At 39.2% G+C, this 13,967-nt stretch carries 12 protein-coding genes; 5 read left to right on the top strand and 7 right to left on the bottom strand.

Annotated features, from left to right (window positions below; all coding sequences use genetic code 11):
- Positions 1–291: 291 nt before the first annotated feature.
- Positions 292–885, top strand: coding sequence for an FMN-dependent NADH-azoreductase (locus tag C9J47_RS23480; protein ID WP_107255669.1), 594 nt, complete (start codon positions 292–294; stop codon positions 883–885).
- Between the two features lie 342 nt (positions 886–1,227).
- Here the strand turns inward: C9J47_RS23480 and C9J47_RS23475 are convergent, their stop codons facing one another.
- Together C9J47_RS23475 and C9J47_RS23470 are read right to left on the bottom strand one after the other, a co-directional pair.
- The gene (locus C9J47_RS23475; protein ID WP_245903599.1) at positions 1,228–2,481 is read right to left on the bottom strand and encodes a MipA/OmpV family protein; all 1,254 of its coding nucleotides are present in this window, start codon (positions 2,479–2,481) and stop codon (positions 1,228–1,230) included.
- Positions 2,482–2,775: 294 nt separating this feature from the next.
- Positions 2,776–3,081 (bottom strand): DUF496 family protein, encoded by a 306-nt coding sequence (locus C9J47_RS23470; RefSeq protein WP_006231981.1) that lies wholly within the window; start codon positions 3,079–3,081, stop codon positions 2,776–2,778.
- A gap of 567 nt (positions 3,082–3,648) precedes the next feature.
- Between C9J47_RS23470 and cspE (C9J47_RS23465) the strand changes: the two genes are divergently transcribed.
- Positions 3,649–3,858, top strand: coding sequence for a transcription antiterminator/RNA stability regulator CspE (gene cspE, locus C9J47_RS23465; protein ID WP_006231982.1), 210 nt, complete (start codon positions 3,649–3,651; stop codon positions 3,856–3,858).
- Between the two features lie 427 nt (positions 3,859–4,285).
- On the top strand, positions 4,286–4,495 hold the full coding sequence (cspE, locus tag C9J47_RS23460; RefSeq protein WP_006231983.1) for a transcription antiterminator/RNA stability regulator CspE: 210 nt from the start codon (positions 4,286–4,288) through the stop codon (positions 4,493–4,495).
- A 97-nt stretch (positions 4,496–4,592) separates the two neighbouring features.
- Here the strand turns inward: cspE (C9J47_RS23460) and C9J47_RS23455 are convergent, their stop codons facing one another.
- From C9J47_RS23455 to C9J47_RS23435, 5 genes are all read right to left on the bottom strand, one after another.
- Positions 4,593–5,507, bottom strand: a complete 915-nt coding sequence (locus C9J47_RS23455) for a D-alanine--D-alanine ligase (protein WP_107255667.1) — start codon at positions 5,505–5,507, stop codon at positions 4,593–4,595.
- Between the two features lie 332 nt (positions 5,508–5,839).
- Positions 5,840–6,469: a LysE family translocator gene (locus C9J47_RS23450; RefSeq protein WP_107255666.1), complete on the bottom strand. Its 630-nt coding sequence runs from the start codon at positions 6,467–6,469 to the stop codon at positions 5,840–5,842.
- Positions 6,470–6,567: 98 nt separating this feature from the next.
- Complete coding sequence (locus C9J47_RS23445; RefSeq protein ID WP_107255665.1) at positions 6,568–7,083, bottom strand: ClbS/DfsB family four-helix bundle protein; 516 nt, start codon at positions 7,081–7,083, stop codon at positions 6,568–6,570.
- A 123-nt stretch (positions 7,084–7,206) separates the two neighbouring features.
- Positions 7,207–7,590 carry a carboxymuconolactone decarboxylase family protein gene (locus tag C9J47_RS23440; RefSeq protein WP_107255664.1) on the bottom strand — a complete coding sequence of 128 codons (384 nt, stop codon included), beginning with the start codon at positions 7,588–7,590 and terminating at the stop codon, positions 7,207–7,209.
- Between the two features lie 228 nt (positions 7,591–7,818).
- Positions 7,819–11,115, bottom strand: coding sequence for a prealbumin-like fold domain-containing protein (locus tag C9J47_RS23435; RefSeq protein ID WP_107255663.1), 3,297 nt, complete (start codon positions 11,113–11,115; stop codon positions 7,819–7,821).
- Between the two features lie 378 nt (positions 11,116–11,493).
- Here C9J47_RS23435 and C9J47_RS23430 point away from each other — a divergent pair, with 378 nt between their 5' ends.
- Together C9J47_RS23430 and C9J47_RS23425 are read left to right on the top strand one after the other, a co-directional pair.
- Positions 11,494–11,754: a hypothetical protein gene (locus C9J47_RS23430; protein ID WP_107255662.1), complete on the top strand. Its 261-nt coding sequence runs from the start codon at positions 11,494–11,496 to the stop codon at positions 11,752–11,754.
- A 346-nt stretch (positions 11,755–12,100) separates the two neighbouring features.
- On the top strand, positions 12,101–13,960 hold the full coding sequence (locus C9J47_RS23425; RefSeq protein ID WP_107255661.1) for a diguanylate cyclase domain-containing protein: 1,860 nt from the start codon (positions 12,101–12,103) through the stop codon (positions 13,958–13,960).
- Positions 13,961–13,967: the final 7 nt, after the last annotated feature.

Here is a 13,967-nt window from a genome sequence, read left to right as displayed (position 1 = left end):
CTTTCATAAATATGCTTTTAGCTTTTTGGCTAAACAATCTGCATTACATTAATGAATACAGCTCATAATTTCTGACCAAACCAGTCTTCGCATGCTTTAACCTTCAGAACTTTGCGTCTTATACCCAACAAATTAAAAAGTAACAATCTGATTATTAACAATAATTACGACCAAACAATGACGTTCTATTTTTTTGAATAAGACACACAATTTTTTCCGCTATCTTCTAGTGCTTCCCCCTTTTATAGTTAACCCCATAGCAAACAGCTAATACCGAATAAGGAATACAACATGTCTAATGTACTCGTACTTAAATCAAGCATTCTTGGTGACTACTCACAATCAAATGGCCTTATCGAGCATCTTGTTTCTTCATGGGGAGATAGTGTCAGTTCTGTGATTGAGCGTGATTTAGTCGCAACACCTATTCCAGTATTAGATGGAGAGATTGCAGGTGGTTTACGTGGTGGTGATACACTGACTGCTCGTCAAGAAGAAGCCCTTGCACTATCAGATATGCTTATCAACGAATTACAAAACAGCGATACAATCGTTATTGCTGCACCAATGTATAACTTCTCTGTGCCTACTCAACTTAAAAACTGGTTCGATATTATTGCACGTGCAGGTGTTACCTTTTCATATACTGAAAATGGTCCTGTAGGGTTAATTACAGGTAAAAAAGTGATTGTTGTAACAACTCGTGGCGGCATGCACAAAGATGGCCCTACCGATACAATGGTGCCATACCTTAAAACAATTCTTGGTTTCATTGGCTTAACCGATGTTGAGTTTGTTTACGGTGAAGCACTCGCGATGGGTGATGATATGGCAGCTAAAGGCATTACAGACGCTAAATCTGCTTTAGACAAAATCAGTGCATAAGCATTGATGCTACCAATGACTTTTAGATAACCAATTAAATTGCCTGCTAAGAATTATTTTAGCTTTTGCCTTATCGGATCACATTGTTCGATAAGGCTTTTTTATTTTTATGATGAGCTATTATGGCAAACGCTATACTACCTAAAAAATACAGACGCTGGTTGGAAAATCTGCGGCTTTACAGGGTATCTTCCCTATACTGAATAACCTTAACCTATCGCTCAAAAAGCCATGCTACATTCAATTTACGTAAATGATTGATATTCTGCATGGCTTATTGTAATAAATTAGCCCGCTCTTGGAACTCTATATACCCAGTTATATCAAGATACTCGTATCAGGTTAAAAGCCGAACTGAACGTAAACAGTATTGTAATTACTGCCGCCTTTAATTCTGCCAAACTGAGAAGCAGATTCAAAGATTGCAGAACGGTGATGCAAACTATATCCCACCCAGACATTATCCATCGACTTCTCATTAAAGATATCGCCAAGGTTTACATCAAAAGAAAAATCAAGGTAGTTTAATAACTTACTTGGCTCGTAGCCCTTACGCTCCATTTCACTGCCTTCGATATAGGTAATCTGACTTGCATAAGATAAACCTTCAGCTAAACCAAAACGCCATTGCACAGGCCAATCGAAAGTATAATAGGCTTTAATCGCGAGAACATATTCTTGCGATGAACTTTGTACATCAGATTCCCAATGCCACGCAACACCAGGCGTTAAATAGATATCTAGCGGTAAACCAAATAGTTCATCAGTAAGCGGGTGCCCATAGAAAATAGACGTGAGCTTATTATCAAATTCATCTTTTTCACGGTTAAACTTAAAAATATCGCCAATGTTAGAAGGTGTTGCCCAACCATGAGCTATACGCCAATATGATTTGTTTGATATTGATGATTTTGCAGGTTTACTGTCATCACGGAAGAAACCAAAGCCTGCATATAATTCACCTTGCCAATCAGCATCAATCGTCGCTGAATCTTGTACATTGCTATCGAAACGTCTCGCGTATGCACCGCCCAATAAATACAAATTAGACGCGACATGATAACGCGCTGTAGTGCCAAGCTTTAAATCAATGCCGCCGTCTATAGATTCATGATTCAAACCATAATAGTATGAGTTATAATCCGATTCTTTCCAAATTAATGAAGCACTTGGTTGAACTAACCAGTTCCCTTCGTCGTAACGCGCACCAATCGTGGCCACAGAATGAAAACGCATATTTGAGTCGAACATTAAATCCACTTTAGAATAGATATTCTCATCAATATTAAACTTAAACCGCAGCCCACCATCGCCACTGTCGCCGCCTATTTCGTTTTGAAATGATGAAGGTAAATCAATAAAATGCATTCGAATAAGTGCATTCACTTCCCACTCATCTTCTCGGTATAGGTTTAACCCGCCCTCGGTGCCGTAAACAAAAAACCTATCACCTTGATAAAACATCATGGGTACAAACGTACTAACAGTACTATCTGCAACTGCGCTACTCGTTGAATACGGGATAGACGCCACTCGAACAGCAGCAGCAATACCCCAATCTTGTTCTTCATCTCGCTTATCACGCAGCTCTTGCAAAGATACAAAGCCTGTTTTCTTGGCGTTTTCTTGCTCTACGTTAGATCCCTCATCACCCGCGAATGCGAATACAGGTAATGACAGTACGAAACAAGCCCAGCGTTTTATCAAATTTACATCCCCACAAATGCTACAAATTTACTTATTATTTGATGCAATGATTACTAATGTATAAGTTTAACTGCTTAACCTTAAAAAAAGCGAAAAAAAAAGCCTGATCATGATCAGACTTATATCTCGCACTAATTTTACACAACTCAGACCTTAATACTATTATCTAGTGGTAAGCATCTGTTATTTGTGTGCAATTTCTGCTTTCTTAAGATCTTTTACATTCTTGCTTACTTCACGACGCTCTTTAGAAAGCTCTGCGCTAACGATGATGTGGTCGTCAACACGATCTTCATAATCACCCTTCATGTTTTCAACAATCTCTAGAATCGCTTCTTGGCTCATATCTGGGCGAATGTAGTCCAATAAGTTTTCTAGCAATTCAACACGCTTACGGTTGTCACGGATTTTACGGTCGTTATCAAGAATTTCACGCTTCAATTTGTTTTTACGACGTGTTTGGCGCACTAGCTCAAGGATATTGTTCATTTTGTGTCCCTTAATAAAAATATAAATCTATTTGAACTGACTTAATGCAAGATCTTATTCGGCGGTTATAAACACACCAACAGATCACTTAATCACTCAGTTCATTATCACTGAAATCGTTATAACAGAAATTCGTATAAAACCTCAAGCAATACCACCAGCATTATGCTTTTTACGGAAAATATATTCAAATTGCATCTAATTAGTGCCTACTAGAATCTACTGATTTTAAAATAGCTTCCTTGATTTCGTTCAAGATAATCGAGGTATTGTAACAAATGATTATGACAAACGTAGACACCACTAAAATTTAGACATTCATGCCTACCGATATGTGAATTAACCCACAAAATCTTCACACAATTATTTGCATTTGGCATATGAGTGCCTACTCTTCTAATAGGTTAATACGTTTTTGACAGTTATATCGCAATCTGAACAATGAAAGCTTCGTGTAACATTTCTACTATAGATTAGTTATCTTGAAGATATTCACCATTTCAATTTGCACTATCCGTTAAATGATTATTGCCTATAACAGTTGATGTAGAAAAATCAGGAGACAACATGTCTAAAGCAACAGGTACCGTTAAGTGGTTCAATGAAGAAAAAGGTTTCGGTTTCATCACACAGGATAACGGCGGTGCTGACGTATTCGTTCATTTTCGTGCCATTACGGGTGACGGCTTTAAAACACTAGCCGAAGGCCAGAAGGTTTCTTATGAAACTGAACAAGGACCAAAGGGTTTACAAGCTGCAAATGTAGAAGCTATCTAATTGTAGATATATTTTATATAACAGTTTATAAAATAGGGCTTTTTAGCCCTTTTTTCCGTTGTTTCTCCAAATTAATTAACAACCTTGACCCAACCCATTATTTTCATCACATTTCTGGTCTAACCTCATAAATTAATACGCTTTTTGATACGGACAAACGTTATTTTTGTCACATTTCTGATGATAAGTTATTTAAACTATTTGTAACCCCTTGCCCCTCTTCCTAGCCTATGGCTTAATGGAGTTCGGCTTGTAATGCAGAAATATTTATGCCGCAAATTGAAATAGAAAACTTCGTTCCGCTACTTAGTAATAAGTGTTGTTGTCCTGAAGAGCTTCAAACTTCTTTTGTCCATAAGTAATACATTATGTTGGCTTAAGTGCGCAATAATGCGTAATAACACAATACAAATTCAGGAGACATAAAATGTCTAAAACAACAGGTATCGTTAAGTGGTTTAACGACGAGAAAGGTTTCGGCTTCATCACTCAAGATAACGGCGGTGCTGACGTATTCGTTCACTTCCGTGCAATCACTGGTGACGGATTCAAATCTCTAGCTGAAGGTCAGAAAGTATCTTTTGACGTTGAGCAAGGCCAAAAAGGCCCTCAAGCTGCAAACGTTGAAATCGCATAATTCGCTAATTAATTAGTGATCTTAAAAGGGTATCTAACGATACCCTTTTTGTTTTATAGCAATCAGCATTTAGTCAACACGCAATGCGAGGCATGACTTAACAAATATCGTCATATTTTGCAGAATCGAGTAATGATGAAATAACCTGCTCAAAGCTTAACCCGGCTTCTTTTGCAGCCATTGGAAATACACTGCGTGTTGTCATTCCTGGAATGGTGTTCATTTCAATCAAAAAAACGTCGCCAGATTCATCCAAAATAGTATCTACCCGACCCCAGCCACGACATCCAAGGGCATTATATGCGTTTAACGCTAATACTTGCATATCGCGTTCTTGTTCGCTCGTTAGATCACTAGGACAATGATAAGTCGCACTCTGACTGCCAAATTTCGCGTCATAATCAAAAAATTGCTCAGACCGAATTTGAACAATGGGTAATGGTTTACCATTAAGCACTGCACACGTATATTCACGACCAGCAATAAAGGATTCAATCAAAATATCATCGTCATATTCAAAGGCAGTAATCACCGCCTCTAAAAGGTCAGCATTATTGTCTACCTTTGACACACCAATGCTGCATCCTTGAGATATAGGCTTAACTACGACAGGGCAAACAACACTCGACAACTGTGCTTTAATGTCTTCTATCGGTGCATGCTTATGAAGGGTTACCCAATCAGCACTCTTTAAACTATTACTTTGCCAAATTTCTTTACTATTGAGTTTATTTAAAGACATTGCAGAGGCTAAAGTACCACTGCCGGTATAAGGAATTTTAAGCAAATCTAACAATGCCTGAATATGCCCGCTTTCCCCTATTCCACCATGTAACGCAATGAACACTTTATCCAGTTTAAAGAAACCCATCAGGGTGACATCAATGTGCTTAGGATCAATTGAAATAGCTTCATGGCCCAGCGATTCAATCGCTTTTACAACACATTCACCTGATTTTAAGGAGACAGATCTTTCGCTAGATTCGCCCCCGAGTAATACACCAATACGCATTATATTAAACAACCTTGTAGCTCATTATATTCACTGTGATTAATAATATATTAATCTGTCAATATGCACACTGCTCAATATATTAAAACGAGCTACTGTATACATTTTTAGACATCAAATAGAGAATACACCTATCCCTTGTTTAATAAAGAAACGATTAATGGCTAATTTCAGAGCACAACACCAACCAGTGTGACAGTGTCACTAAAAAAGGAATGGCAATGAAAACACGACCAATAACTTATGTGGGTATTATCACACTCGCTTCATCAGAGAAACTTGATGGTTGTTCAAGCCTTATTACCTTTTAAAATACACTTGTAGTTTGCTTTCTAAGACATCATGATTCTTAAGCCAAACATTGCAAATAGACCACCAGTAATATAATCAACAATACCTGATATTCGGCTATATGCTCCTTTCGCTGAGTTGTGCGAAAAAATAGCAGCAAGGGTAAGGTGCCAGCATAGTGTAATTGATGACATTATTAACATAATAGTAAACATCAACCCCACACTAACCTCTTGAGGCATTGAAACACTGAATAAACTAACGACAAAGAAACCAGTTTTTGGGTTTAAAATACTGGTGATAAATGCAGAAAAAAAGATCTTTCGTTTTGAGGGAAGTACTGCTTGATGAACATCTGTCGTATTTGCCCTATTTTTATCTAATCGTGCACGGTAAATCTGACGTATGCCTAGATAAAGTAAGTAACTTCCACCACAGAACTTCATTACCCAAAATAATTGAGGGAAAAGAGAAAATAGAATGACGAGTCCTGAACCTCCAAAGAGCGCCCATAACAATATCGCAGAGCTGACCCCAAAGGCTGAAAACGTTGCAAGTTTGCGATCATAATGCAGTGCAGTATTAATGGTAAGCAGCACATTAGCCCCTGGGGTAATAACTGCTAATATCCAGATCAGAACAACATGAGTAACAACCAACAAATAATCCATCGCCCACTTTCCTAAAGTGTTATCAAATACCTAAAAACCATAATACTCTCTAATCTCCATGTGAAAGCATCAATATGATCGTTATTACCCTAATATACTCACTTGATCCCATTTATTTTTTTGAATCGTCTAACCTTGATTCGCACATTTTTCATTGGTGATGATGTATTAAACTGAATCATACGTCCAAGTGTCCACTTTTCATACCAAGCCACACCATAAAGAGCATGGTTATCAAGACTAGCCAGTAGCAGTAAAATATCTTGCGTTGTCGCTGTGAACTCACTTTGTAAGCTCAAGTAATCCCAATTTTTATAATCTTTTTGAAAACTCTGTGCCAATAATCCTAGTTGATTCCATTTGTAGCCAGTCTCTGGGAAATCGACGCTTTGCCCCTGTGATTGCAGTGAATACCACTTCAAGATAAGTTTCCCCCAGCCAATCAAATATGCAAGCGTATCGCAAACACTAATAGCCGTACCTTTAACATTCCCTTCTATCGCAATTGTTCTCGACAATTCATCAGGAATTGAACGGTAATCATCTAACAACCTTCCCGATACAAAGATGATTGCATTGATTAACTCATCTTTATTCTGGGGGATTGATGACATACATGACTCCATTCAACTACCGCCTGTAATTTGTGGCGCAATTACGCCACAAATTAACCTAAACACTATAATAACAAAGCTTATTCAAACCCAATCTACTGAGAAATAGTGTGTGTTTGATTTTTATACAGGCATTTCATCACGAGATTCAAACACTTCTTTCGCAACAGTCATTCCGTTTATTGCAGCTGGAAAACCTGCATACACTGACATTTGAAGGATAACCTCAGTAATTTCCTTCTGAGTACAACCTATATTCAAAGCACCATTAATATGCCCATTAAGCTGTGGCTGGCAGTTTCCAAGTGTGGTTAAAGCAGCAATTGTTACAAGCTCACGCGTACGGTAATCCAGCCCATCTCGCTGCAATATATCGCCAAAAGGATACTCAATTGTATACTTCGCAAGATCAGGGCAGACCTCACTAAAAGTATCTATTAAATTATTAGCGCCATTAGGCTCTAATTCATTCAGCTTTTCGGCACCTTTTAAGTATCTTTCACTCATTTTTCATCAACTTAGACAGAGAAATCATAGAATGATTAAAATATCATTTTCTATATCAATAACCTATAAAGATTCAAAAATAAACAGACTAATACTTATCTAAGTTGGTATAGCTCACTATCGCTACAATTCTTATCGTAGATCCCAAAAGAAAAGGAGGCATATTAGCCTCCTTCTATTTGTTTGTATGATAATTTGCAATTAATACATTATATATGTACCTACCCACTATCGACACATTCTGCCTCTACTATATTTATTCAGTGCTAACGCCAACTTCTTTGCAGTCCTCGCATATTTTCGAGGCATATAGCCATAAGATCCATCGTACCCTACATGCAGCAATAAGTTTTGACCGTCTTGCATAAGACGAGAGGATTTATCACACATCGCGTAACCTAATGATTGATACACTTTCGCTTTTAATAGTTTACCAGCTAAATAATGAGCAGGTAAGCGTCGATTATTGTAATAATGGCTATTAAAAAGTGTAGAAAGTAACTCACAGCTATCAATACGCATATATCCTACATTGTATGCATTATTTGCAATGTAGTTTTCCGTCACTTCGTAACCTTGCTTCATCACATAGCAGACCTCTTCCTGCGGCGGATGGCTAGCCACCTTGTAGTACTTCACATTATTCAGCTCGAACACTAGCGCTTGCCCATTATCAACCATGAAGTTTACACAATAGGTACTGGTGCTTTTATAATCGACAGAGGTATCAGCATTTGGATTGAACACTTCGCTATAACCCAACTCAGGTTCAATCACAGAACTAGTATCTTCAGTGTAAGCAATTGATGTCTCTGCGCTACCATCGGTATTAACTCGCCAAATTGGACGCCAACCAAACGGAATATTCACTTCACATAAAGTATATTCGACGCCAGAGTCCAATTTTACGCCACCGAAATCTAAACGCGTAGGAGGCGTAGACGCCGACACATTCACCCCCGGCCCCGTTAGTGTAAAGTCCCAAACATCATTGGTTTCATATCCTTTAGTTAACTTAAGTACTTCCACCATGCCTTTTTCGCTATTGGTAAATGTACATTCTACGGTTTCACCTGGGTCTAACTCTATATTCACTCTACGATTGTTCACATCCACTGACGAGTTTTGAGTACCCTCGGTACAAACAAGATTAGATAATGAGTAAGTAGGAGCCGGATTATCTTCTGTTACGGTATAACTACCAGCAGGTACATTCATGAAAGTTTGGTTATTGGCGTCATTTAAGGTAAATGCTGTTCCCGCATCACCAATATTATGTGTAAAACCAAAACCTTCTCCGCCACTAGGCTCGGTCACTTTATGAATAATAATGGTACCAAATTGTCGATTAGTGAACGAACATGCCTTAGTTGTTCCTACATCATTTTCCGTCACTGTAAACTCACACCCAGTACTGGATATTTGCTCCCAGCCAGGCTTAAGGCTTTCAGTTATTGTATAGTCACCTGGTACCAACTCCAGAGGACTAGCATCACCTTGAAAGAGTTCAAAAGCAGATGCGTCATTATCGGCGGTAATTAATTCTACTGAGCCTGTAAGTGGGCTACCTGTTAACGTCATTTCCCAGCCATTTTCAAGCCCTGCGGGCAGGGTAACTTTATTCACCGATACTAATACTGGTGCATCAACCTCCGGTTTAATCAAAACAAAACTTGCGGTATCCGAACAGTCATCAATCGTAGGCTGTGCCGGTAACGTAAGATCAACGGTTTGAATCGCAGGTCCATCGACAACTAATGTTCCACAGGAGCTAACACTCAGCGTATATACGTCAGGAATAAGATTGCTGGCATCCATAGAAAGTATATTGTTATTGTCATCAAACATATACGTTAACGTATCAGCAACTACGTTGCTGCTATTTTTAACTTCAACCTCACATGTCAACGTTTCAGATGGAGCTAAAGCAGGAATTTCAACTGATACCATCAAATCAATAAGTGCAGTACTAACAATTGAAATATTCACAGGGCTTTCACTAGACCCGCTAGATGCTGTTGCACCGTCAGATGCAGTTAACAATGCCCAGTCAGACAAAATACCTGATGTTACTGTCGCAGCAGGTACAGAGACGCGCTTATTAAAGACAACAGCGTTCGCAGCAGACTGAGTAGCTGATGTCCATAATAAATTCTCATTATTCTGATCTAAAAGAGTCGCTAATGTATAAGCCACACCATCGAGGGTAAAATCACCATTAGCACTACCTGCTGCCGTACCCAATGCAGCATAACTTAGCCCATTCCCTGTAATTGTTTCAGTGTCGGTAATCACGGCTGTTGTATTGTCTTGAGAGCCTGGCTGAATACCAGCACCATCAGTATCTAAGTCAAAGCTGGCACTTGTTTGACCTGTAATAGGTAAAGGCGCTAAACCTGAAGATGCAGGGTCCGAATATGTAGCAGCCACAGTATCACTTAAATCAGTCACACCTGCAGCAGCAGAAAATGTATGTATAAGTACATTCACGTCTTGATTCGGTGGTAACGTAACATCACCAGACTCTGCATCATCTAACTCGATTATGCCATTACCTAAATTACCACTGATGACATCTTTTACATTGATCGTAATAGCACGTGCTGCCGGGTTTGTGGCATAAATATTGGTGACCACCAATACTTCCCCTGCCTCGCTTGGAATAACGCTCCATTCAACCCTAATTTCAACATCTTGCTCATTGGTTACAGAAGTGTCACAAGTATCACCAAGGTTTACTGCTGTCGGTGAGGCTTGCTTGGTAACATTCCAAATATCACCACCACCTTGTGTCGCGGTCATGTCTTTGCGCAGCGATGTTGCAACGATATCTTTGACTGGAATGGGTACTGTTCGCTTTCCTTTTGTAAAATCTTCCGATTCAAACATATACGCTTGCAGTGATGAGCCACTAAATTGGCTGGCACCGATAGCCAAACGGCTAGCCCAATCAATCACACACGTTGTATTCGCATTTTGAGAGATCGTCAGTTCGCGATAAATAACATCATCAATACCGCCCGTTACTGTACCAGTCTGATCAATCAATTGCGGACCAACGATTAAGCTACATGAAGGGTCGGAGAATACATTTAACGAGTCACTGGGGGGTGTGATAATTTGCACATCAAAAATTTGGTCATACCCTTCTACACTATTAAGTGCATTATCGGCAGCAATGAGCACGTTGTACTGTGCATTTGTACCATTTTGATTATTTTTCGTTATTAAGCGATGTGGAACCAAATCCAGCTCATGCCATCCTTTCCCTAAGTTCCCTGACGTATAGGGTGTGTCATTCCCCCCTAAGCTATTCACATCTTGGCAGGTAAAATTGCCATCCGTATTCGGTAATGTACCACCAGGCGTTATCAATGGAGAGCCATCATTTCGGCAACCTTCCAAGGTAAATTGCAGTGTATTGGGCGGCTCAACAAACGCAACTGAAGCACCTGAATAAAAAAACGACAACATACATACCGCACCGATCATGAGCAATCGGTTGGTTATACCAATGAATTTCATAGATTAAGCCCTTAATACAACTTGCAGGTTACACCCACAAAAAAAGAGTGAAAATGACAACTTTGTTTAGCTACTTGAAAAGAATTCAAGCCTTTCACAAAGCGTATCTCTAGCGTAGCCAATAGAAGTTGCCTCTTTGAAGGCTTTCATTAGAAGGATTAACATTGACTAAAAGTGTTAAAGGCAATACTTAACGTTGCGACTGAGATAAGAATCTTACCTACGTAGGAAGAATCCTTATTTCAAGAAATGCATACAAGACAAACACCTCTACATCAGAGGAGTTAAAAGAGGAAAAAACAAAACAAAGATGTTCTCTTTTTAATTTACGTCAATGGCTTACCATATTCTCTAGCCTAATCACACGAGTAAGAAATCATGTTCTATTGGATGGATGATGAAGAGAGTGCCCTGACTGGCGTAAGTCTATTACATAATGAACGTACCGACTGTGGAACCTATATTAGCGAACAACTTATAATTGGTTATCACTCTAGTTATGGAAGTGCGCTTAAGTACGCCAAGATTATGCATCCCGATAAGCACCCTAAAATGTGCCCACAATGCCTCGCTTTTTTAGCTGAAATGAAACGGATCAAAACCCAATGCCAGCAAAGCATCGCCCAACATGTAGGTTGAAACTGATATAATCCGCGTGCTTTATGCGCGGTTTCTCATCATTCCCCCCCGAATTAGAGACACTTAAGCCACGTTTATCTACTGCCATTATTAGTGTTTCCCCAGCTTAAATAATTACGTTGAGCCAAACTATTTAATGTCTATCATATTTTACCACCAACACCTTGGTGCTATTTACTCGGCTATAACTAATTACCTGATAAATAGACCGTCAATAAAAATGAGGTATCGTTATTTTTTTGACAGTTCATGTTTGAATTGTTCACATCAAAAATATATCCTCTCCTCACTTACCAAAGAAGTAAAAAAGCGCATCTATGATAACAATTATTCAGGCTCACAACTTATGCTGATATTCTTCACCAAAAATCTTGGCTGGCGAATTCAGTTTACGTTATCTCTGTTTGTCTTTATTACAGCTGTACCGATTGGCTTGATTTGGTATACAAGCTCTGAGCAAGTACTGTTCAAAACCATAGAAAAACTCTATCACCATTCTAGCGAGGTGATTAAAAGTCAGTTAGACGATTTTTTCACCGAAGCCAAAATCGTCTATGAACATCAATCTCGGTTAAATATTAACTTAGCCGAAACTATCAACGATCGAGACAAACTGTTGACACATATCGCCAATATCTTGAATCACCACCATGATATTGATTATTACTATTTTGCCAATAATAAAGGTGCCTTGCTGTCGTTGGGTAAATCTCAAAATGCACAATATATACGTCTTGAGTCTGATCAACCTAGCGTCGGCCCAATTAGTAGTTATAAAGCTGATTTCAGTGGAAACGGCGAGCATATCTTAAATCAAAAGACTTTTTTTGATCCCCGCACTCGTGATTGGTATCAGCGGGCACTAGAAAAAAACCAGCCGGTATGGAGTGATATCTACCCTGGTGTCATCGACGATATTTTAGGTATTAGTCTTTCTAAAGTGCTAAAAGACACCGACGGTAAAGTACTTGGTGTGTGGGGGCTAGATTTAACGCTCAATAGTGTGACTCAGAAATTACAGAAAAGTAAGTTGAGCCCAAACAGTACAGTTCTCTTAATGAATACAAGAGGCGAGATTATTGCAAGTACGAATGATAAGCACACCCCAAAAGATAGACAACTGCTCAATGTGTCATCCGGTCAAACACCGCTCTTACAAACCATTTGGCCAACAGTCTCGCCCGCAGAATATTACAAAAACAACTCAGCGTATCAGTTTCGCTATGAAGGTGAACAATGGGTCTGTTTTACTTCCTATTATCCTCTCAGTGATAGTCGGGACATTTTAGTATTATTTCTAACGCCCGTTTCCGATTTCACATCTGAATTTATCGAAACCATGCATTTTGCCATCATCATTACAGTACTATTGGTTGGCATCGCAATATATTACGGCTCATACGGCACTAAATATATCCTCACGCCGATCATACGGCTCACACACAGCGCTGAAGCGATAAGCCAAGGTAAATGGAATCACCAAATACACCTTGATCGCCAAGATGAGCTCGGTCAACTAGCACGTTCGTTTAATAAGATGATTGAGCACTTAAAATCTTACATCGACCAACTCAATACGCATCAAGATGAAACCGCACGCTTAAATGCATTGCTCGAAAAACAAAACCAGAAGTTAGAAGAGCGCGTTCAAGCGCGCACTCTCTCACTTACCGAAGCCAATAAAAAGCTCCAACAATTAGCGTATTATGATCCTCTAACCAACGTGGCAAACCGCCGTTACTTTTGGGATGAATTTGAACGCCAATTACATCAGCCAACAGGACCAGCAGAATCACCGTTACACCGTGGCTGGTTGTTTATTCTCGATATCGATAACTTTAAACAGTTTAATGACCAATATGGCCATGTCGTGGGTGATGATGCCCTCAAGTATTTCTCACAAGTGTGCACATCATGCCTCAGTGATCAGGATATGATTGGGCGTATCGGTGGTGAAGAATTTGCGATTTGGTCAAACATCATTCACCAAGCTGAAGCGCAAGCCATCGCCGATGCCATTCTGTCTGCGCTTTCTTTACAACCACTATTCAAAACCGAACATAATGTAGCCATTACAATCAGCGCAAGTATTGGGGTTATACCCTGCCAATATGGCGATAAAAACTGCTACGCACGTGCCGATAAACAACTGTATAAAGCGAAAGCCGCCGGAAAAAACCAAGTATGTATAAATACACACAGATGATAATGAA

The organism is Photobacterium indicum (genome assembly GCF_003026215.1).
Lineage (GTDB): Bacteria > Pseudomonadota > Gammaproteobacteria > Enterobacterales > Vibrionaceae > Photobacterium > Photobacterium indicum.
Note: the sequence above shows the minus strand (reverse complement) of the source record. Positions and strands in the feature narration are given on the sequence as shown.

Coding starts and splice junctions, on each gene's coding strand:
- cspE (WP_006231982.1), top strand. CDS start 3,649: ATGTCTAAAGCAACAGGTACCGTTAAGTGGTTCAATGAAGAAAAAGGT.
- C9J47_RS23450 (WP_107255666.1), bottom strand. CDS start 6,469: ATGGATTATTTGTTGGTTGTTACTCATGTTGTTCTGATCTGGATATTA.
- C9J47_RS23440 (WP_107255664.1), bottom strand. CDS start 7,590: ATGAGTGAAAGATACTTAAAAGGTGCCGAAAAGCTGAATGAATTAGAG.
- C9J47_RS23430 (WP_107255662.1), top strand. CDS start 11,494: ATGTTCTATTGGATGGATGATGAAGAGAGTGCCCTGACTGGCGTAAGT.
- cspE (WP_006231983.1), top strand. CDS start 4,286: ATGTCTAAAACAACAGGTATCGTTAAGTGGTTTAACGACGAGAAAGGT.
- C9J47_RS23445 (WP_107255665.1), bottom strand. CDS start 7,083: ATGTCATCAATCCCCCAGAATAAAGATGAGTTAATCAATGCAATCATC.
- C9J47_RS23470 (WP_006231981.1), bottom strand. CDS start 3,081: ATGAACAATATCCTTGAGCTAGTGCGCCAAACACGTCGTAAAAACAAA.
- C9J47_RS23455 (WP_107255667.1), bottom strand. CDS start 5,507: ATGCGTATTGGTGTATTACTCGGGGGCGAATCTAGCGAAAGATCTGTC.
- C9J47_RS23425 (WP_107255661.1), top strand. CDS start 12,101: ATGCTGATATTCTTCACCAAAAATCTTGGCTGGCGAATTCAGTTTACG.
- C9J47_RS23480 (WP_107255669.1), top strand. CDS start 292: ATGTCTAATGTACTCGTACTTAAATCAAGCATTCTTGGTGACTACTCA.
- C9J47_RS23435 (WP_107255663.1), bottom strand. CDS start 11,115: ATGAAATTCATTGGTATAACCAACCGATTGCTCATGATCGGTGCGGTA.